The sequence below is a fragment of the Burkholderia sp. HI4860 genome, assembly GCF_002223045.2.
GTDB lineage: Bacteria > Pseudomonadota > Gammaproteobacteria > Burkholderiales > Burkholderiaceae > Burkholderia.
Genome location: NZ_NKFO02000001.1, coordinates 1,173,708 through 1,194,785, shown reverse-complemented (window position 1 = coordinate 1,194,785; position 21,078 = coordinate 1,173,708). Strand labels below are relative to the sequence as shown.

The following is a 21,078-nucleotide window of genomic DNA, read 5'->3' as shown; positions in this document are numbered from 1 at the left end:
CGTGCCGCGCATCGATTCGAATAGGACGAAGCGGCGCGTGCCGCTGCCGCTTCGCCGTGTGACGCAGGTCAGACGCGCTCGATCGCGATCGCGATGCCCTGGCCGACGCCGATACACATCGTGCACAGCGCAAAGCGGCCGTTCGTGCGATGCAGCTGATACATCGCGGTGGTCACGAGACGCGCGCCCGACGCGCCGAGCGGATGGCCCAGTGCGATCGCGCCGCCATTCGGGTTCACGCGCGGATCGTCGTCGGCCACGCCGAGCATGCGCAGCACCGCGAGACCTTGCGACGCGAATGCCTCGTTCAGCTCGATCACGTCGAACTGGTCGATCGTCATCCCGAGCCGGGCGAGCAGCTTCTGCGTGGCCGGCGCGGGGCCGATGCCCATCACGCGCGGCGCGACGCCGGCCGTCGCGATCCCGAGCACGCGTGCGCGCGGCGTCAGGCCGAAGCGCTTCGCGGTTTCCTCGTTCGCGAGCAGCAGCGCGGCGGCGCCGTCGTTGACGCCCGACGCATTGCCGGCCGTCACCGAGCCGTCCGGGCGCACGACGCCCTTCAGCTTCGCCAGCGTTTCGAGCGACGTCTCGCGCGGATGCTCGTCGCGCGACACGACCAGCGGATCGCCCTTCTTCTGCGCAATCGTGACCGCGACGATTTCCTCGGCGAGCGTGCCGTCCTGCTGCGCGCGCGCGGCCTTCTGCTGGCTGCGCAGCGCGAACAGGTCCTGGTCGGCGCGGCTGATGTCGTAGTCGACCGCGACGTTCTCGGCCGTCTCCGGCATCGAATCGACGCCGTGCAGCTGTTTCATCAGCGGATTCACGAAGCGCCAGCCGATCGTCGTATCGTAGATGTCGGCCTGGCGCGCGAATGCGCTCGCGGCCTTGCCCATCACGAACGGCGCGCGCGTCATGCTCTCGACGCCGCCCGCGACCATCAGCGCGGCCTCGCCGGACTTGATCGCACGCGCGGCCACGCCGACCGCATCCATCCCGGAACCGCACAGGCGGTTGATCGTCGAACCGGGCACGCCCTGCGGCAGCCCTGCGAGCAGCGCCGACATGCGCGCGACGTTGCGGTTGTCCTCGCCGGCCTGGTTCGCGCAGCCGTAGATCACGTCGTCGATCGCCGTCCAGTCGACGTCGCGGTTGCGCTCGACGAGCGCCTTGAGCGGCACCGCGCCCAGATCGTCGGCGCGCACGCCGGACAGTGCACCGCCGTAACGCCCGATCGGCGTACGGATCGCATCACACAGAAAAGCTTCGGTCATCAGTGTCTCCGGTCCCAGGACAGGCTGGGGGAATGAACAGGGCGCGCCCCTTGCATTGCCCGTCGGGATGCGCTTAAATGTTCTATATACGAACATAAGATCGTGTATCGAACGTTCAACGCATCATAGGGAGTGCGGGGACGACCTGTCAAGCGCGCGGTCCGCCGCGCGGTTGGCGTGCCGGGCCCCATGCGCTATCTTCTCGGCTGCACGATATTCCAGGCGCTCATGACAACCGAAGACACTCAGACGAAACCCGGCGACTCCTATGTCCAGTCGTTCGCGCGCGGCCTTGCGGTGATCCGCGCGTTCGACGCGGCGCGCCCGGAGCAGACGCTCACCGAGGTCGCGTCGGCCACCGGGCTCACGCGCGCGGGCGCGCGTCGGATCCTGCTCACGCTGCAGACGCTCGGCTACGTCGAGGCCGACGGCCGGCTGTTCCGGCTCACGCCGAAGATCCTCGAACTCGGTTTCGCGTACCTGACGTCGATGCCGTTCTGGAATCTCGCCGATCCCGTGATGGAACAGCTGTCCGCGCAGATCCACGAAAGCTGCTCGGCGGCCGTGCTCGACCGCACCGAGATCGTCTACGTGCTGCGCGTGCCGACCCGCAAGATCATGACGATCAACCTGTCGATCGGCAGCCGGCTGCCCGCGTACTGCACGTCGATGGGCCGTGTGCTGCTGTCCGCGCTCGACGACGCCGAGCTCGACGAGACGCTCGCGCAAAGCGGCATCCGCGCGCATACGCCGCGCACGATCACCGACCTCGGCGAACTGAAGGCGGCGATTGCGCAGGTGCGCCAGCAGGGCTGGGCGGTGGTCGACCAGGAGCTCGAAGTGGGGCTGATGTCGTTATCCGCGCCGATCCGCAACCGGCGCGGGCAGATCATCGCGGCGATGAACATCAGCGGCAACGCGCAGCGGCATACCGCGAAGCAGATGGTGAAGGAGTTTCTCGGGCCGCTGCAGCAGGCCGCGCAGACGGTGTCGGAGCTGGTGGCGCGGCGGGGGTGAGGCCTGGTCGTCCTTGACCGACAGCAGCCGCACATAGGCCGACCACGGCAGCGTGAAGCACTGCGCCAGTTCGTCGAGTCGCCTCGGGCGTACCAGTGCCGGGGAAGATTCGCCAGACACTGTCTGGCGAATTGACATCGCTGCCGAACAGCATGCACGCTCGTCTACGACCTGTTTCACGACCTTCGCCACAGCGCGTTGCCGTAGGCGCACCGCAAAAAAACGGGCAGCCCAGGGCTGCCCGTATCAACTCCACTTGGTTACAACGTTCTTCTCACGGAACACGGAGCGAACTCCGTGCCGCACAATTTAGTGACGCACGGAACCGCGGTCAATTTGACAAGAACGAAACCGCGTCGCACACGGGTAGGACACTGCGCCGCTCACGCGCCGAGCAACATCCCCTTGCGCACCGGCACCGTGCCCGTCACGCGGCCGAGCGGTGCGCCGGCCGTGACGAACCGAATCGCGCGGCGCATGTAGAACACGCCGTCGGTGCCGCTCGAAATCGTCGTGATCGCGTCCGTCAGCGGATCGACGATATCGAACAGCGGATCGCCGGCGCGGATCGTCGCGCCGATCGCCGCGCGGTGCACGAGTATCCCGCTCACCGGCGCATGGAACTGCTCGCTGCCTGCGAGCGGCGTGGCCGGCGCGGCGAGCGGCGGCAGCGGCTTGGGTTCGCCCTGCACCGCACCGCGCCAGACGAGATAGTCGACGAGCGCATCGGCATCGCGTTCCGCATAGTCGTACGTCACGTCGCGCTGGCCGCGACACTCGACCGTCACGGCCACGGTGCCGGCCGCCATCGGTGTGCCCGCCGGCAAGTGCTGCCGCAATTGCGACCACAGCAGGTGATGCGCATCGTCGAACGCGTGCCCGCCCGAATCCTCGGCGAGCAGCGATACCTCCGCGCCGAGATAACGCGCGAGCGGCTCGACTTCCGGCCAGGCGGTATCGCTCGTGTACACATGCATCACCGCTTCGAGCGAACAATGCAGGTCGATCACCACCTCGGCATCGAGCGACAGCTTCAGCAGCGCGAGCTGCAGCGCATCGAACTCCGTGCGCGGCGCGATCTCGGCGAGCGCCGCGCCGACGCATTCGCGCACGATCGCGCGATTGCGCTCGCCGTCGTCGCCGAGCCGGTCGCGCGCACGCGCGGCGATCTCCGCGAGCGGCAGGAAGCCGCGATTGAAGTTGCGGCCGCTCGCGAGATCGAAACGGCCGATGAACTGCCCGAGCAGATGATGATTGAGACCGACCGGATTGGCGACCGGCACGAGCACGATCTCGGCTGCGAGCCGGCCGTCGGCATCGAGCTGCGCGAGACGCTGCTTCAGCACGAACGCCGCGAGCATCGCGGGCGTCTCGTCCGCGTGCAGCGCGGCCTGCAGGTAGATCTTGCGGCCGGTATCGGCCGGCCCGAAATGAAAGCTCGTCAGCGTGCGCTGCGTGCCGATCGACGGCGACAGGAGCGGCGTGGTGCGAATCTGCATCGATGGTCTCGAACGAAATGAAAACGAAGAAACGGGTGAACGCCGAGGTCGCCCGGCGCTCAATCGCCGTACGGGTTGAAGTCGAAATACTTCTTCGCGATCCGGTCGTACGTGCCGTCCTTCAGCATCGACGCGATCGCGCCGTCGATCGACGCCTTGAGCGCCGTATCCGACTGCCGCATGCCGATGCCCACGCCGCGATCGCCCATGTCGAGCGGCGCACCGACGAACGCGAAACCGTTGCCCTTCGGCGTGCGCAGGAAGCCGTAGTCGGCTTCCACGGTGCCCAGCAGCGCCGCGTCGAGGCGGCCGTTGACGAGATCGGCGAACACGTCGTCCTGGCTCTTGTACGGCACCACGCTGACGCCGGCCGGCGCCCAGTGCGCGAGCGCCCACGATTCGAACTGCGTGCCCGACTGCACGCCGACGCGCTTGCCCGCAAGCGACGCGGTCGTGCTGTCGACGCCGCTGCCGGGCCGCGCGACGAGCCGCGACTTGAAGCGGAACAGCTTCGACGAGAACAGGATCTGCTTCTCGCGCTTCTCGGTGATTGCCATCGACGACAGGATCGCGTCGATCTTGCGCGCCTGCAGCGCGGGAATCATTCCGGAGAATTCGAGCTCGACCCACTGGCAATGCAACTGCGCGCGACGGCAGATCTCGTTGCCGAGATCGACGTCGAAGCCCTTCAGGCTGCCGTCGGGCGCCTTCGAATCCATCGGCGGATAGGTCGGGTCGATACCGAGGCGCACGGCGCGCGCATCGAGTGCGTGCGCGGAACCGGCCGCGAGCGCAAGGCATAGGGAAACGAGCGGCAGGAAGGGACGTTTCATGGTCGACGAAGGCGGGACGATGTGGGCAAACGGCACGAGCCGGACTGCCTGCGATCGTAGTGCGCACGCGCCGCCGCCGGAATCGCCCGCTGCCTTATCATGATCACTTTTCCCGATCACCGGCCCCGCGCTTGCCCATGGCGTTCACGCTCTCCCAGCTCCGCATCTTCCAGGCCGTCGTCGAGCACGGCAGCCTGCGCGCCGCCGCACGCGCGCTCGATCTCGCGCAGAGCGGCGTCACGCAGCAGCTGCAGAGCCTCGAGGCAACGCTCGGCGCGACGCTGTTCACGCGCACCAATCGCGGGATCGTGCCGACGGCCGTCGGCCAGCGGCTGCTCGCGCGCTCCGGTTCGATCCTCGGCGAATGCGAGCAGGTCGAGCGGGAAATCCGCCAACTGAGCGGCGCGTACGAAGGCACCGTCACGCTCGGCCTCGTGGCCGAACCGCTGATCGACGCGTTCGCGCCGGTGCTGAGCGCGTTCCGCGCGCGCTTCGACAAGGTCGACGTCCACCTGCGCACCGGCACGTCGCGGATGATGATCGGCTGGCTGCGGGAAAGCGCCGTCGATTTCGCGATCGCGCTGGTCGCGAAGCAGACCGACACGACCGATCTCGCGGTTACGCCGCTGCGCGCATCCGCGCCGGTGGTCGTGTGCCGCAACGGGCATCCGGCGATGCATGCGCAATCGCTCGCCGAGCTGGCCGACTACGCGTGGGTGTCGACGCGCTCGCCGAACCTGAGCGCGGACCCCGTCGTCAACCGGCTGCTCGCGTACTTCGACGTGCACGGCCTGCCGCCGCCGAAGATCCTCGCCACCGTCGAAGGAATGTTCGAGACGCTGCAGCTCGTCACGCAGACCGATTGCCTGTCGCTCGAAACCGAAGCCGTGACGCGGCACGGGCCGTTTGCCGGCGCGCTCGCGAAGGTGCCCGTACGCGAGCAGGCCGAATCGCAGGACATCTGCCTGCTGCAGCGCGCGGCCGTGCCGCTGACGCCGGCCGCGCAGGAACTCGCGACGATGCTCGCGTCGTATCTGAGGGTGGTGCGCGGGCGGTAAGCGCGTATCGCCGCTCGCCGCCCGTCGTGCCGTGCTGCGACGCGTATCAGTCGATCGAATCCCGTGCCGTCTCGCGCAGCATCGCCACCGCAATCAACGACAGCACCACGCAGGCGGCCACGTAGCCGGCCGGCGCGAGCTTGCTGCCGGTCGTCTTCACGAGCCAGGTCGCGATCAGCTGCGCGGTGCCGCCGAAGATCGTCACCGCGAGCGCATACGCGATCGAGATGCCGGTCGCGCGCACGTGGCGCGGCAGCGACTCGCACATCAGCGCCATTTCCGACGCCGAGCCGAGCGAATAGAACAGCAGCATCAGCGCGGTCAGCGGCAGGATCACCGACAGCGTCGGGTGATGATTCATCAGCCAGAACGCCGGGAACAGCAACGCGACCAGCACGCCGCGGCCGACGAAGATCGGCAGGCGCCGGCTGCCGAGCGTGTCCGACAGCCAGCCGAACAGCGGGCACGTGGCCAGCATCACGCAGCCCGACGCGACGCCGACGAACATCGACAGCTTCATCGGCAGGCCGAGCGTGTGGATCGCGTAGGTCGGCATGTAGAACGTCAGGATGTAGGTCGACACCGTGCCGCCCATCACCGTGAGCATCAGCAGCACCACCGTGCGCGTGTGCTTCGAGAACAGCTCGTGCAGCACGCCGCGTTCGATGCCGTGATGGCGGTCGCCGGGCGCGTCGTCCGCGAGCCGCCGACGCAAGAACATCCCGACCGGCGCGATCAGCACGCCGACGAGAAACGGTAACCGCCAGCCCCAGCCTTCCAGCGCATCCTTCGTCATCGTGTTCGACAGCAGCGCCGCGAAACCCGAGCCCATCAGCGCGGCCCCGCCCTGCGTCGCGAGCTGCCAGCTCGCGCGGAACGCACGGCGCGACGTGCCGCCCTGTTCGAGCAGCGTCGACGTCGCCGCGCCGAATTCGCCGCCCTGCGAGAAGCCCTGCAGCAGCCGCGCGAACACGACCAGCAGCGGCGCGGCCACGCCGACCTGCGCATACGTCGGCGCGATCGCGATCAGGCCCGTGCCGAGCGCCATCAGCATGATCGTCAGGTTCAGCGCGGCCTTGCGCCCCTTGCGGTCCGCATAGACGCCGAGCACGACGCTGCCGAGCGGCCGCGTGAAGAAGCCGGCGGCGAACGTCGCGACCGACAGCAGCAGCGACGTGGTCGGGTCGCTCGACGGGAAGAACAGCTTGCCGATCAGCACCGCGAAGAAGCCGTACACGGTGAAATCGAAGAATTCGAGCCAGTTGCCGATCACGGCCGCGGCGATCGCACCGCGCCGCGTGACGGCCGGCGCGCCGGGCGCGGGACTGGCTTCGGCCGCCGCCGTCGATGCGTGGTGCAGCGCGAGATGGTCTTTCTGCATCGTCATCGTCTCCTCTCAATGCAGCCGGAAGCGCCGGCCGCTCGCGCCGCCGCCGGCATCACTGCCCCAGGTAACGCTCCACGAGACGCGTCCAGTACGCCGCACCGATCGGCAGGTTGCGATCGTTGAAGTCGTATTTCGGGTTGTGCACCATGCAGCCGTCCTCGCCTTCGCCGTTGCCGAGCCGCACGAACGAACCCGGCCGCTGCTGCAGCATGAACGCGAAATCCTCGCTGCCCATCAACAGGTCGGTCTGCTCGACCACGTGCGCGTCGCCGACGAGTTCGCGCGCCACCTGCGCGGCGAAATCCGTTTCGGCATCCGAATTGACGACGACCGGATAGCCTTCGATGTATTCGACGTGCGCGGTTGCGCCGTAGCTCGCGGCCTGCGTTTCGGCCAGCTCGATGATGCGACGCTTGAGCAGCGCGCGCACGTCGGGGCTGAACGAGCGCACGCTGAGTTCAAGGCGCGCGCCGTTCGGGATCACGTTGTTCGCGGTGCCCGCATGCATCGAGCCGACCGTGACGACCGCCGGCTGCGCGGGGTCGACGTTGCGCGCGACGATCGTCTGCAGCGCCATCACGATGCTCGCCGCGACGACCACCGGATCGACCGTCAGGTGCGGCCGGGCCGCGTGGCCGCCGACGCCTTCGATCGTGATGATCGCCTTGTCGCCGGCCGACATGAACGGGCCGCGCCGCGTGAGGAACACGCCGGGTGCCGCGCCCGGATGGTTGTGCATGCCGAACACCGCGTCGCACGGGAAGCGCTCGAACAGGCCGTCGTCGATCATCTTCTTCGCGCCGCTGTCGACGCCATGCTCTTCCGCCGGCTGGAAATACAGGTGCACGGTGCCGGAGAAGTTGCGGGTTTTCGCGAGGTGCTGCGCGGCGCCGAGCAGCATCGTCGTGTGGCCGTCGTGGCCGCACGCGTGCATCTTGCCGTGCGTGCCGCTCGCATAGGGCAGCCCCGTCGCCTCGATGATCGGCAGCGCATCCATGTCGGCGCGAATGCCGATGCTGCGCGTGCCGTCGCCCACGCGCAGCGTGCCGACCACGCCCGTCTTGCCGACCCCGCGCGTCACCTGCCAGCCCCACCGTTCGAGCTTCTCGGCGACGAGCGCGGCCGTGTCGTGCTCCTCGTACGCGAGTTCGGGGTGGTGATGGATGTGGTGACGGATCTCGCGCAACCCGCCGGCGGCGGGCAACAGATCCTCGACTTCGGTGAAGCGGGTATCGGTGGGCATCAAGGGGCTCCGGCTGTTTGTCTGCGCATGCAACGGGTGCGTACGGGAAAGCGAGCCACTATAGCGAGCCGATATCGGTTCAATAAGATGCGGAATTTTTCACCGTGATAAGTGTTTTTAATCAGGGTTAGTACTATGTGATGGGGAGGCTGTCGCTTTCGACGCGATCGGTATTTCCCGAGGTGCCCCTGAGGATCGAGTACGCCATTTCGGCACCGAGCACCGGGCGGGCACTGCAATGCTGGCGCAGATTCCATTGCGGCGCTTATTCAACGCCTGCCCGATAACGTCATCGGGCTTGGCGAAAGCCGGTGGTCCCACGTACCGCTTCAGGATTTTCCGCTTCTGTCGACCACCAGCATCGTCAGCGCGAGCTGCACGTGGCCGAACGCGTGAGCCGGACTTCCGTCGTCAAGCGCAGCATGACCGCCAACTGGCACTCCTGGCGCAGTTGATCGCATAATCGTGCGGTCGAGCGCCCCTTCCCGCCGCGCCGGATACTTCGCACCCAAATTAAATACCGCGCTTTGCCCGGTCCATGTCGAATCGTCATGGCCGCCCGGTCATCGGCAACGAAGTCGGAGCGGCCGGGCGCGACACGGCCGGCCGCTGCCATCGCTGACGAACTCAGTTCGTACGGGCCTTCAGTTTCGCCACGAGGACGTCGCCGAATTCCGGTGCCGACATCGGCTGCTGCCCCGTGATCAGTTCGCGATCGACGACCACGTTGCTGTGCCAGTTCGCCACCGTGTCGACGTGAGCGCCGGCTTCAGCCAACGCGTTCACCGGATAGAACTGCACGTTGCCGCCCAGCCCGTGCGGACCTTCGAGCTGCTGCTCCTCGCCCGTCGAGAAGACAGTCATCCGGTAACCGGCATACGGCCAGCCAGCCGCCAAGGAATTCGCGTTACCGTCGTTGGCGGCCATCGATGCGACGAAGGCATTCGGGTCGCGCACCGTGGACAGCAACACGATCGGCCCGTGACAGATGATCCCGGTGGGGCGCCCGCTGTCGTGGAAGCTGACCAGGATCTTGCCAAGATTCCGGTCCTTGAGCAGGTCGACCATCGGCGCATGGCCACCCGGGATAAACAGGCCGACATAACCGCCGGCCCCCTCCGCGACAACGGAGGCCAGCGTCTTCGGATGCTTCAGTTGCGCGATGCCTTGCGCGTACTTCAGTGCATCCGCGCGCGCTGCATCATCGCCACCGAAAAACAGCTTGTTGTTCGAATTCGCGTCCATCATCGGCATGTCGCCGTTCGGATTGGCGATCACCGGCTCGTAGCCAGCCTCGACAAGCTTGCGGTATGGAACGACGAATTCGTTGAGGTAATAACCCGTCGAATATTTCTTGCCGTCGCGCAAATCGAGCTCGTGAGCGCTCGACATGACAACCAGCACCTTGCCGCGCGATTGCGCCGACGCGCCCACCGGCAATGCGAACGCGGTCGCCGTGGCAAGTACGGCAGCACCGATCTTGAGGATGTTCATCATCAATCCCTTCCGAAAAAATAAGTGAGCCGGTTCAAGCGCCGGTCCCGGCATCCGCCATGTAGCGCGGAGCGGCCTTGGCGTTGGCGAATTGGGGAGTGAGTGCGCGGCGGGCCGCTTCCCATTGCGTCCAGCCGTCGCCGTCGTGCAGCGTCGGGATCGTCACGAGCTCGCCCTGGTCGAGGCCCGCGAGCGCGGCATCCACCAGGTCGTCGGCCGTCATCGTGCTGGCGGCCTCCTTCTGCTTCGCGTAGCCGGCCACATCCCAGAACTCGGTCGCCGTCGCCGCAGGCAGCACGGTCTGCACGCGCACGCCCTTGTCCGCCAGGTCGCGCTGAAGGGTGTGACCGAAACTCAGCACATACGACTTCGATGCGCTGTACACGCCATTGAGCAGTTCGACCGCGATACCAACGACCGAGCTGATGTTGATGATGGTGCCCGTGCCCTTGCTGGCGAACACCGGTGCGACGGCGTAAGTCAGGCGCGTGAGCGCGGTGATATTCAGATTGATCATCGACTCCATCGCGTCGACGTCGCCGTTGAGAATCGACGCGACCGAGCCGATGCCCGCGTTGTTCACCAGCATCGTGATGTTGCTGTTCTCGCGCAGGATGCCTTCGATCTTCGCGAGCGCGGCCTTGTCGTTCAGATCGGCGGCGACGGTCTCGACCGAGCGGCCGGTTTCGGCCATGAGGCGGCGCGCGAGCGTGTTCAGACGGTCCTGGTTACGCGCTACCAGGACGAGGTCGTAGCCGCGTTTCGCAAGGCGGTCTGCGTAAATCGCACCGATGCCAGCCGATGCGCCGGTGATCAGCGCGGTGCCTTTCGTGGAAGTGGTCATGATTTTTCCTTTCCGTGAATTGAGCCGACCGGGTGTCGGTTCGTGGAAAGAATTCTGGCTTCGACTGAACTCATCCTCAATGTCATATATGCAATGATTCATGCCATCCGCGCGCTGACCGAAAACCTTGCGGATTCGTCCTTTGAGACAGGCGCCCGATTACCCAAAATCGGTTCCGTAGCTAGCTCCGCCCGGCGTCTTGCCTCCTGAAGACGACCGCGCGCAATGCCATCCAATGACACGCGGCCGCAGCCCGTGACGATGTCCGTTTTATGCTAGATTCAATTGATCAGGACACATACATGGCGGACGTCATGCACACCGTGGGGCTCGTTGTTTACCCAAATTTCCAGTCGCTCGCGCTCGCGGTGGCGAGCGTGTTCGAGTACGCGAACCTGCTGCGCGGCGAGGAGGTGTACCAGTTCCGGATCGTGTCCGAGCACGGCGGCGCGGTCGTGTCGTCGCAGGGCTTTTCGGTCAACACCGAACCGCTGGCCAAAGAGGGATATGACACGCTGATCGTCGCCGGCGACAACGAATGCCGGCTTCCATCGGCGACGCTGGTGGACTTCCTGCATCGCGCGCCCGTCCACTCGCGGCGCATTGCGTCGATATGTACGGGAGCCTTCGTCCTCGCGGCCGCCGGGCTCCTCGACGGGAAACGGGCCACGACGCACTGGTATCACGCGCGGGACTTCAAGAAGCAATATCCGAACGTGCAGCTCGACGAAGATCGCATCTTCGTCGTAGACGGCCAGGTCTGGACGTCGGCCGGCATGAGTGCCGGGGTGGATCTCGCCCTCGCGATCGTCGAAAGCGATTTCGGGCTGGAAACGGCGCGCATGGTCGCGCGCAAGCTCGTGCTATACCAACGGCGCGGCGGTGGTCAGTCGCAATTCTCGACCTTGCTGGAACTGAACGCGCGATCGGACCGCGTGCAAATGGCGCTGACCTACGCGAGCGAAAACCTGGCGAGCAATCTGTCGGTGGAACGCCTGGCAGAGGCGGCACGTTTGAGCCCACGCCAGTTCAGCCGCGTGTTCCGGGAGGAGACGGGGCAATCCCCCGCCAAGGCGGTTGAGCGGCTGCGCGTCGAAGCCGCTCGCCTGATGATGGAAACGTCGCGCCACCCGATCGAAATCATTGCGAGAGAAACCGGCTTCGGCGACCGCGAGCGCATGCGCCAGGCATTTCTGCGCGCGTTCGGGCAACCCCCGCAGACCATCCAGCGCGCCTCCGGCGTTGCGCCGCTCACGAATTAGGACGTGTTGAATCCATAGGCCGGCAGGTACGCGCAGTCCGGCTTGCCCAAACCGTGAGCGCTCGCTTCGTCCATCGCGAATGACGAGCGGTTCTGCGTCGATGAAGTGCCAGGGCTGCAAGCAGCACCCTGTCCAGGCGGAAAATCTACTGCTCGCCGGGCGCCCACTCCGGGCTATAGCCGCCAAGCGCCGGGTGGTACATTTCATCGCCGGAATGCTGCGTGAATTCGACATTGAGCCGATCCTCACGCAAGCCGAGAATCTCCACGCAATGCGCGCAAAGTGCCTGCGCCACCTCCATGCGCTGCCCGGGCGGGCGGCCCCGTCGGATATCCAGCATCATCACGGCGACCGGGACAGGCGCTTCGCCGGCCTCGGCGATACGCCAGACACCGCCTTGACCCAGCTCGCGGATCGCGACGCTGATACGCCGAATATCGACCGACATCATCCGCGCATAGGTCTCGCTCATTTTGGCGGCGAGCGACTGCTTGGTTTCCACCGAATAGTGGTCGTTCACGTCCAGTTGCAGATAAGGCATGGTATTCAGGATTCCGGGTGATTGATCGAACGCGCGCGGCATCGGCCTGTCCAGATACCGTCAGCCGATTCTGGCACCCGGCTCACCACCCTCACCATGTCGAATAAGCAATGATTCCGGACATGGGTTCAAAAACGACACCTGTTCGCGGAAGCGTCTCGCGACATCCTCCCCGCGCTATGCAAATCCGTACAGCTTCGCCGGGTTCGTGACGAATATCCGTTGCTGCCAGTCCGCACGCCCGATCCAGCCGGCGATCACGTCCAGCAAGCTTGCATCGTCCGGCTTGTCCGTCTTCTGCGTCGGGTGCGGCCAGTCGGTGCCCCACAGCATGCGCTCCGGCGCCATGTCGATCAGCGCCTTCGCGACCGGCGCGACGTCGTCGTAGGCAGGCGCGCCCGTCTTGCTGTCGACGTACGGCCCCGACAACGTGATCCACGTATGGCCCTTGTCGACGAGGCGTTGCGCGGTGCGAAACGCGGCCGACGAGAGCCCGCCGGGCTGCGGCACGTGCGCGATATGGTCGATGACGAGCGGACACGGCAGCACCGCAAGATGACGCTCGAGCTCCGGCAGCCGCGCGCCCTGCACCACCAGCTCGATATGCCAGCCGAGGTTCGCGATGCGCGCGGCGAGCGGCGCCAGCATGTCGAGCGTCGTCGCGCCCGGATAGCTCAGGTTGAACCGGATCGCACGGACGCCGCCGCGATCGAGCGCCAGAAGTTCGTCGTCGCTCACGGTGCCGTCGACGACGGCCACGCCGCGCGCGTCGTCGCCGAACTGCGCGAGCGCCGCCAGCGTGCAGCGGTTGTCCGTCCCGTACGTCGACGGCGTCACGACCACGTTACGCTTCACGCCGGTCCGCGTCTGCACGCCCTGGTATTGCGCGACGGTCGCATTCGGCGGGCGCAGCGTCGTGCCCGGCGCGACCGGGAACCGGTCGTCGTAGATGTGCATGTGGCAGTCGATCGCCCCGTCGGGCAGCCGGAATGCCGGCCGCCCGATGCCGCTCGACCACGTTTCGTCGGCCGCGGCCAGCCTCGGCAATGCAGCCGAAGCCAGCGTCGCGCCGGCGATCCGGAGGAATTCGCGTCTCGCGATGCGCGCCATGATCAGATGGTCCCCGTCTTGCCGACCAGCTTGCCCGACGCATGATTGCGCGTAAGCATCAGCAGCGTCGCGACGCTCACGAGCGTGAGGATCGCGAGCGGCATCAACGCGAGCGCGTAGCTGCCCGTCGCCGCCTTCACCCACCCGTACACGTTCACCATCAGCCCGCCGCCGAGCAGGTTCGCGATCGCGTTGACCGTCGCGAGCCCCGCCGCCACGGTGCTGTTGGACAGCATGTCGGTCGCAAGCGCCCAGAACGGGCCCTTGAACGAATACGCGCCGACCAGCACCGCGCAGAGCATGCAGACCGTCGGCAGCAGCGATCCGCTCAGCGACGTCGCGAACAGGCCCACGCCGATCAGCAGCATCGGCACGACCGTGTGCCAGCGCCGTTCGCCGACGCGGTCCGAGCGACGGCCCCAGTAGACCATCAGGACGGACGCCATCGCGTAAGGCACCGAATTCAGCAGGCCGGTCTCCATGACGCTCAAGCCGAACGACTTCAGCAACTGCGGTTGCCACACGGACAGCGTGCTGCCTGCCGCGGAAGCGCACGTGTCGACGAGCGCGAGGCACAGCACGTAGCGATTGCGGAACAGCTGCGTGAGCGGTAGCGACGGCACCTTCTTGCGCGTCTTGTGGCCGGCGGCCAGCGCGGTCGTGAGCCATGCGCGCTCGTCGTCGTCGAGCCACCTCGCGTCGTCCGGCTTGTTCGTCAGCACGAACAGGCACGCGATGCCGAGCAGCACGGTCGGAACGCCTTCGAGGATGAACAGCCAGTGCCATCCGCGCAGGCCCCACACGCCGTCCATCTGCAACAGCAGCGCGGAGATCGGCGAGCCGATGAAGCTCGCGGCCGGAATCGCGACCATGAACGTCGCGACGATCCGCGCACGATACTGCGCGGGAATCCAGTACGACAGATAAAGCAGCACGCCGGGGAAAAAGCCGGCCTCGGCCGCACCCAGCAGGAAACGCAGCACGTAGAACGTCGTCGCGTTGTGCACGAGCGCGGTCGCCGCCGACACGATGCCCCACGTGATCATGATTCGCGCGATCCAGATTCGCGCGCCGTATTTCTGCAGTGCGAGATTGCTCGGCACTTCGCAAAAGAAGTACGAAATGAAGAACAGGCTGCTGCCGAACCCGAACACCTGCGCCGACATCCCGAGGTCATGGTTCATCTGCAGCGACGCCATCCCCACGTTGCCCCGGTCGATGAAAGCAAGCAGGTAGCAGATCATCAAAAAGGGAATGAGCCGCCAAACGACCTTCCGTATGGTCCGGCGCTCGATCGCGGACGCGTCCATGAAACCGGTTTGCATGTTGTCTCCGTTTATTGTGCGCCTGAGCGCGTTCCTGTGAACCGTTGCCACGCGATGACCGCGATGACGCCGCACGCGAGCACGGCGGCCATGGCGGCGAAGGTGTGTCGCACGCCGAGCGCCTCGGATGCGCTGCCGACGAGCAGATAACCGAACGGCATCGTGCCGTTGTAGGCCATGCCGTACATCCCGACGAGCCCGCCGCGCACGTGATCCGGACACTGGCGCTGAATGGTCGCGTTCGTCGACGTGGCCGCGAACGTGAGGCTGAAGCCGAGTGCATAGAACGCGGGGATCGATCCCGCCGCATCGGTCGTCGCGGCCAGCACGGCCAGCGCGCCGACCGCCGTCCACGGCGCATACGCGATGAACCGGTGCGACGCGCGCGGCCCGAACGCCGACGACAGCAGCACGGCCGCGCTCAACGAGCCGGCGCCGGCGCACGCGAAGAACACGCCGGTAAAGCGCGCGGCGTCGTGAAAGCCCTGGTCCGCGAGCAGCGGCACCAGTGTCTGGTAGCTGCCGGCGAACAGGCCGATGCACGCGAGAATCGGCAGATAGCGGGCCGAAAACGCATCGGACAGCACGTAGCCGACCGCGTCGCGCAGGCCGCTGTCCGCGCGCGACGGGCGGTCCGCCGCCGCAGTCCGGATCGACCGCACGCATGCCGCCATGAAGCACAGCGCGAGCGCATAGATCGCAAACGACGTCCTGGGGCCCAGCGTCGGATAGACGAAGCCGGCGATGGTCGGGCCGACCATGCGCCCGACGTTGTAGACCATCGTGTTCATCGCGACCGCGTTGGAGGTGTGGGTCGCATCCTGAAGGCTCGTCAGCAGCAGCACCTGCCGCGCCGGCGTTTCCACCGCGCTCGACACGCCGATCGCCAGCGCATGCGCGAGGATCAGCTTCACGCCGAGCAGGCCGAGCAGCGACAACGTGAAGAGGCTGCTCGTCAGCAGCAGCGACGTCGTCAGCACGCATAGCGTCACGCGTCGCGCGTTGGCCGAGCCGATGCGTGAGCCCGCCACCGGCGCGACGATCAACTGCGGCCCGTACAGCAGGAAGTTGAGCAGCGCGAGGATCGCCGCCGAGCCGGACAGGTGATAGATCAGCAGGTTCAGCGTGACGTTCTGCGTCCAGCTGCCGAGCACCGATGCGACCTGCCCGCTCAGGTAGCGCCGCAGCGACGCCTCGGTCAATGCGGGAAACAGCCTGTTCACCCATCCCGCTTGCGTTGCCACGTTCATGACAGCGCCTTCCCACGCGTTTCGGGCGCGACCAGCACGACCGCGGCCGCGGCGACGAACGCGACGATCGTCGTCGCGAGTCCGAGCACGAAGCCGCCCGACGTCGACGCCAGCGAACCGATGACCAACGGCGCGATGAAACCGCCGAGCCGGCCGCCGTTGTACGCGAGGCCCATGAAGAACCCGCGTGAGGCCGTATTGCCGATGATCTCCGCGAGGAACGGACCGGCACCCGCGAAGATGCCGTTCACGCTGAAGCCGGTCAGAAAGATCGCGGCCATCAGCAGCAACGGATTCGCCGACACGATATACACGCCGACGGCCACCGCACCGACCAGCAGGTAGGCCAGGAACATCGGCCGCCGGCCGAGCCGGTCGACCCATGCCGAGAACAGCAGGAATCCGGTGATCGCGCCGAACTGCAGCGCCAGCACGAACTTCAGGCTATGCACGAAGTCGAGGTGCTTTACCGTGATGAGGAACGTCGGCGTCCACGTGAATACGCCCCAGTACAGGTACTGCAGAAAGAAGATGAAGCAGAAAGCGGTGAGCAGGCCGCGCACGTTCAGCTTCTCGCGGCTTGCCGTGTCGAGCGTGCGGGCCTGCGACTTCGCGTGCCTGCGTTCGAGCCAGATCGGCGATTCCGGCGTCTTGCGCGCGACCCAGAACAGAATGAAGAACGGCGATGCGCCGATCAGGAACAGCACACGCCAGCTGTCGCCGGCCAATCCGCCATGCGCGGCGCCGACGATGCCCGAGATCGCGATCGCGAGAATCGCGCCGATCGGCAAGCCCATCTGCATCAGCGCGCCGCCCTTGCCGCGCCGGCTCGGATGCCAGGTTTCCGCGACGAGCGCCGCGCCGGCAGTCCAGGTTCCGCCCATGCCGAGCGCGCCGAAAAAGCGCAGCGCGGCGAACGAATGCGCATCGGGCGCAAATGCGATCAGGCCGGAGAACAGCGAGTAGATGCCGACGCAGAGCAGCGCGGTGCGCACGCGCCCGATCCGGTCCGACACGAAGCCGAACAGAATGCCGCCGACGATCTGTCCGGCCGCCGTGACGCTCGTGAACATGCCGAGCTGCGCCTTGCTCAGCCCGAACTGCAGCGCGAGCGTCGGCAGCAGCAGCGACAGCAGGAACGAATCGTAGCTCTCGAACGTCCAGCCGAGCCCCGCGAGCGACAGCGAACGCCACTCGATACCGGTCACGCGCGTGAACCCTTTCTCCGCGGCTGCGGAATCGATGTCCTGCGTGGCCACGGTTGCACTCGTCTTCATCGGTTGTCTCCGGGAATCGCGACGCGATACGTCGATGCGGCCGTCCGGCTGAACAGCGCGGCCTTTTCATCGGCCGACATCGCGGACGCGAGTCGTTTGAAGGCGTTCCACAGCACGCGATAGCCGAACATCCCCTTGTCGACGGGGAAGTTGCTCTCGAACATGCAGCGTTCGACGCCGAAGAGGTCAACGCAGGTGTCGAAATACGGCTGCCACGCGGCCGCCAGTTCCTGCGACGACGGCGGCAGGTCGCGCGTGGCGAAGTCGAAGCCGAATACACTCATGCCCGCGCCACCGAGCTTCATGCGCGTGTTCGGCAGCGCGGCGAGACGCGCGAGTTGCCGTGTCCATTGCGCATGGACTTCCTCGCGTTGGCCGGCATGCGGACCCACGCCGAGCGGACCGCCGAAATGGTCGATGACGACGGTGACGTGCTCGCATGCGCGCGCGAGTTCGTACAGGTCGTCGAGCTGCGTGTGATAGACCCACGCGTCGAGCGACAGCCCATAGCGGCCGAGCGTCGCCACACCCCGCCGGAAAGCCGGATCCGACATCCGGTCGCGCGGCGGCGTCACCGGGCTCGATCGCACGTCGGCGCTCGCATGCCACGCGAGCGGATTGCGAATTCCTCGCAGTCGCCCGCCGGACACCTGCAGCATCGTGTCGAGCACCGCATCGAGCTCCGCGCCGAGCGACAGGTCGGCGCCGCCGACGATGGCCTCGCAGCACCGCGTGGGGCCGTATGCGCCGCTGTCGAACATCGCGGCGACGCCGCTCGCGAATGCCACTTCGCCCACCGGCTTGAATGCGTCGGGCCCGCTTGCACGCAACATCGATCGACACTGCACGTAGACCGTCGACACGACCCGATGTCCGCTGCGCACGTCCGCACCGAACTCGTCCGCGAGATAGCGACCGGTCTGGCGGTCCCACAGGTGGTGATGGGCGTCGACGATGGCAAGCTCGGGTTCGAGCACCGGCTCGTCGCGCAAGGCGAGCCACTCGGGCCGGACGGGCAGATGGGGCGCGTGAACGGTCTGCATCGCACGCGCCTCAGAACTTCTGGCGCATGCCGATCACCACGCCCGTCTGGTTGTGATCGGGCGCGACCGTGCCATAGCCGTTCACGCCGAGCGCGGAGCCGCCCTTGTTGCGCGCGAAACCGGCCGTCGCATAGATATCGGTGCGCTTCGACAGCAGATAGTCGGCACAGAGCACGGCAAGCCACGGATCGGCGCTGGTCGAATGCACGTCCTGGTAGTAGGCGGTTGCCGTGACCACGAACGCCGGCGACACCGCGTATTGCGCGCCGGCCCAGTACAGGTTCGCGGCGCTGGCTTCGGAACCGTTCGCGAGACGGATCGGGTTCGCCGGCAGGAACGCGTTCGACGCCTGAAGATAGCGATAACCGGCGAATCCCTTCACCGGTCCGATCGCATACGACGCGGCGGCCGTCGCGCGTCGCTCGGTGCCCGTGTTCGTCGCGACGGTGTTGCTGTTGCGCTGCTCGTACGACACGCTCGCGGCGAGCGGCCCTTGCGCGAACGTCAACGCCCCGCTGAAGAAGCGGCCGGTGAGTTGCGCGCCCGGCACCTCGGCGCCGTACCCGGTGTCGTAGCGGGTGCTGTACATGGCCTGCGCCGTGAGCGGACCGAACACGCCGGTGTACTTCGCCGAATTGTCGATACGCGCGGCCGCCGCGTAGTCGAGCGACAGCAACGAATACCGCGACGACGCGCCCATCGGGTCGAAGGCCACGGCCTGTTCGTAGAAGAGCGCATTCTGGCGGCCGAACGTCAACTGCTGGCCCCGGTACGCCAGCCCGACCCACGCCTGCCGGCCGAAAATCCGCGACGTCGTGGCGGCATTCGAACCGAGGCCTTTCGTCGACTGCGCGGTCGTGCCGTCATTGATGTTGAAGCCGTCTTCCAGCTGGAAAATGGCCTTCATGCCGGCGCCGAGATCCTCGACGCCCTTCAATCCCCAGCGCGAACCGGACAGATTGCCCGACACTTCGCGCGTCTGCGCGCCGCCGGTGCTCGTGTTGTTGATGTGCTCGATGCCGACGTCGGCAATGCCGTACAGCGTGACGCTGCTTTCTGCCTGGGCGGCACCGCACCACGAGGTCGCGCTCGCGACGGTGATGGCGCCGAGCACGAAGCGGGAGGTCGGGCGGGTATTGCGGCTGGCCTGATTCGACAACATGGAGTCTCCAAACTGTTTTTTATGGACGGGTCGGACGAAGGAAAATTCAGGGCTCTCGGGCGACAGGCGCTTCGCCGGCGCCCGAGCCCGGATCGCCGAGCCAAGCGATGGTCAACGCGCCGAGCAGCAGCACGCCGGACACGGCGATGAGCGGCGCGGTGAAGCCGCCGGAGAATTGCTTGAGCGCGCCGATCAGCGACGGCCCGACGAAGCCGCCGAGATTGCCGACCGACACGATCAGCGCGAGCCCGCCCGCGGCGGCGCGGCCGGTGAGGAATCCTGACGGGATGGCCCAGTACGTCGCCTGGAACGCGAGGACCCCGCTCACCGTGACGCACAGTGCGATCAGCTTGAAAACCGGCGCATGAATGAAGGCGCTCGCACACAACGCCACGGCGGCGACAGCCAGTGCGCCTGCGACATACGGAATGCGGTGGGCCGCGCGGTTGGCGAGACGCGCCCACCAGAGCATCGCACCGGCGCCGATCGCATACGGAATGGCCGTCAGCCAGCCGACCACCGCGTGTTCGACGCCGAACTGCTTGATGATCTGCGGCATCCACAAGCCGACGCCGAGCGAGCCGACGATCCCGCAGAAGTTGACGAACGCGAGCACGAACACGCGCCAGTTCGTCATGGCGTCGCGCAGTTTGCTGCCGTGCTTCGCGCCGATGTCGCGCTGCTCGAACGCGAGGCGCTTCGCGAGCGACGCCTTCTCTTCGTCACTGAGCCACGCGGCTTTCTCGGGACGGTCGGCCAGCACGAACAGGCACGCGATGCCGAGCATCACCGCAGGGACGCCTTCGATCAGCAGCAGCCACTGCCAGCTGCGCAGCCCGTGCAGGCCGCCCAGTTCGAGCAACGCACCGGAAATCGGCGAGCCGATCATGTTCGCGACGGGGATGCCGACGAGGAAGGCGGCCGTCACCTTCGCGCGCCACTTGCCGGGGAACCAGTGCGTGAAATACAGGTAGATGCCGGGCGTGAACCCCGCCTCGGCGAGCCCGAGCAGAAAGCGCGCCGCCGCAAAGCTTTTCGGTCCGACGACGAACGCCGTCGCCATCGAGAACAGGCCCCACGTGATCATGATTCTCGCGATCCACACGCGCGCGCCGACCTTCTGCATGATCAGGTTGCTCGGAATCTCGAACAGGAAGTAGCCGATGAAGAACAGGCCGGCACCGACACCGAATTGCTCCGCCGTCAGACCGAGATCCTGGTTCATCGTGAGCGCGGCAAAACCGACGTTGGTCCTGTCGAGATAGCTGATCACGTAGCAGACGAAGATGAACGGCAGAATGCGCCGGAACGCCTTCGCGAGCGTGCGCTCGCTGGCCGCGTAATCGTCGCCGGCCAGGCGCTTCGCGGACGAGGCGTCGGCGCGCGGTGCGTCATCGCCGGCACGCAGCGCGTGCGTAATGGTCATGCTTGTCTCCTTCGTCGCGCGACTGGCGGCGCGATC

Annotated in this window: 18 protein-coding genes; 3 read left to right on the top strand and 15 right to left on the bottom strand. The window is 66.6% G+C overall.

The annotated features are described in order from the left end of the window. Positions 1–68 precede the first annotated feature (68 nt). Entirely contained in the window at positions 69–1,271 is a 1,203-nt protein-coding gene (pcaF, locus tag CFB34_RS05410; RefSeq protein ID WP_089441529.1) for a 3-oxoadipyl-CoA thiolase, read from the bottom strand. A 228-nt stretch (positions 1,272–1,499) separates the two neighbouring features. Between pcaF and CFB34_RS05405 the strand changes: the two genes are divergently transcribed. Beyond that, complete coding sequence (locus CFB34_RS05405; RefSeq protein ID WP_039367952.1) at positions 1,500–2,288, top strand: IclR family transcriptional regulator; 789 nt, start codon at positions 1,500–1,502, stop codon at positions 2,286–2,288. Positions 2,289–2,671: 383 nt separating this feature from the next. On the opposite strand, the gene CFB34_RS05400 is transcribed toward CFB34_RS05405, so the two are convergent. Next, entirely contained in the window at positions 2,672–3,787 is a 1,116-nt protein-coding gene (locus CFB34_RS05400) for a succinylglutamate desuccinylase/aspartoacylase family protein (protein ID WP_089441528.1), read from the bottom strand. 59 nt (positions 3,788–3,846) lie between these two features. Beyond that, entirely contained in the window at positions 3,847–4,620 is a 774-nt protein-coding gene (locus tag CFB34_RS05395) for a transporter substrate-binding domain-containing protein (RefSeq protein ID WP_089441604.1), read from the bottom strand. 137 nt (positions 4,621–4,757) lie between these two features. Between CFB34_RS05395 and CFB34_RS05390 the strand changes: the two genes are divergently transcribed. Beyond that, positions 4,758–5,678 (top strand): LysR substrate-binding domain-containing protein, encoded by a 921-nt coding sequence (locus CFB34_RS05390; RefSeq protein ID WP_089428962.1) that lies wholly within the window; start codon positions 4,758–4,760, stop codon positions 5,676–5,678. Between the two features lie 46 nt (positions 5,679–5,724). Here the strand turns inward: CFB34_RS05390 and CFB34_RS05385 are convergent, their stop codons facing one another. The 4 genes from CFB34_RS05385 to CFB34_RS05370 all read right to left on the bottom strand — a co-directional run bounded on the left by CFB34_RS05385 (position 5,725) and on the right by CFB34_RS05370 (position 10,646). Then, positions 5,725–7,059, bottom strand: coding sequence for an MFS transporter (locus CFB34_RS05385; protein WP_089441603.1), 1,335 nt, complete (start codon positions 7,057–7,059; stop codon positions 5,725–5,727). A 58-nt stretch (positions 7,060–7,117) separates the two neighbouring features. Beyond that, on the bottom strand, positions 7,118–8,308 hold the full coding sequence (locus CFB34_RS05380; protein ID WP_089441527.1) for a M20 aminoacylase family protein: 1,191 nt from the start codon (positions 8,306–8,308) through the stop codon (positions 7,118–7,120). A gap of 627 nt (positions 8,309–8,935) precedes the next feature. Beyond that, positions 8,936–9,856 carry a type 1 glutamine amidotransferase domain-containing protein gene (locus CFB34_RS05375; RefSeq protein WP_242808570.1) on the bottom strand — a complete coding sequence of 307 codons (921 nt, stop codon included), beginning with the start codon at positions 9,854–9,856 and terminating at the stop codon, positions 8,936–8,938. Then, positions 9,837–10,646 carry an SDR family oxidoreductase gene (locus tag CFB34_RS05370; protein WP_089441526.1) on the bottom strand — a complete coding sequence of 270 codons (810 nt, stop codon included), beginning with the start codon at positions 10,644–10,646 and terminating at the stop codon, positions 9,837–9,839. Before CFB34_RS05370 ends, CFB34_RS05375 begins: the two co-directional genes overlap by 20 nt. A gap of 314 nt (positions 10,647–10,960) precedes the next feature. Between CFB34_RS05370 and CFB34_RS05365 the strand changes: the two genes are divergently transcribed. Then, entirely contained in the window at positions 10,961–11,908 is a 948-nt protein-coding gene (locus tag CFB34_RS05365; RefSeq protein WP_089441601.1) for a GlxA family transcriptional regulator, read from the top strand. 145 nt (positions 11,909–12,053) lie between these two features. Here CFB34_RS05365 and CFB34_RS05360 read toward each other — a convergent pair whose 3' ends face one another. The 8 genes from CFB34_RS05360 to CFB34_RS05325 form a co-directional block, all read right to left on the bottom strand. After that, positions 12,054–12,449, bottom strand: coding sequence for a hypothetical protein (locus tag CFB34_RS05360; RefSeq protein ID WP_039350098.1), 396 nt, complete (start codon positions 12,447–12,449; stop codon positions 12,054–12,056). Positions 12,450–12,626: 177 nt separating this feature from the next. Then, entirely contained in the window at positions 12,627–13,559 is a 933-nt protein-coding gene (locus tag CFB34_RS05355; protein WP_089441525.1) for an amidohydrolase family protein, read from the bottom strand. 2 nt (positions 13,560–13,561) lie between these two features. After that, positions 13,562–14,884 (bottom strand): MFS transporter, encoded by a 1,323-nt coding sequence (locus CFB34_RS05350; protein ID WP_089441524.1) that lies wholly within the window; start codon positions 14,882–14,884, stop codon positions 13,562–13,564. 11 nt (positions 14,885–14,895) lie between these two features. Then, positions 14,896–16,134, bottom strand: a complete 1,239-nt coding sequence (locus CFB34_RS05345; RefSeq protein ID WP_089441523.1) for an MFS transporter — start codon at positions 16,132–16,134, stop codon at positions 14,896–14,898. After that, on the bottom strand, positions 16,131–17,411 hold the full coding sequence (locus tag CFB34_RS05340; RefSeq protein WP_089441522.1) for an MFS transporter: 1,281 nt from the start codon (positions 17,409–17,411) through the stop codon (positions 16,131–16,133). Before CFB34_RS05340 ends, CFB34_RS05345 begins: the two co-directional genes overlap by 4 nt. Further along, positions 17,408–18,454: an amidohydrolase family protein gene (locus tag CFB34_RS05335; RefSeq protein WP_089441521.1), complete on the bottom strand. Its 1,047-nt coding sequence runs from the start codon at positions 18,452–18,454 to the stop codon at positions 17,408–17,410. Before CFB34_RS05335 ends, CFB34_RS05340 begins: the two co-directional genes overlap by 4 nt. Positions 18,455–18,464: 10 nt before the next feature. Beyond that, the gene (locus CFB34_RS05330) at positions 18,465–19,616 is read right to left on the bottom strand and encodes a porin (protein ID WP_089441520.1); all 1,152 of its coding nucleotides are present in this window, start codon (positions 19,614–19,616) and stop codon (positions 18,465–18,467) included. A gap of 46 nt (positions 19,617–19,662) precedes the next feature. Next, entirely contained in the window at positions 19,663–21,042 is a 1,380-nt protein-coding gene (locus tag CFB34_RS05325; protein WP_089441519.1) for an MFS transporter, read from the bottom strand. Positions 21,043–21,078 lie beyond the last annotated feature (36 nt).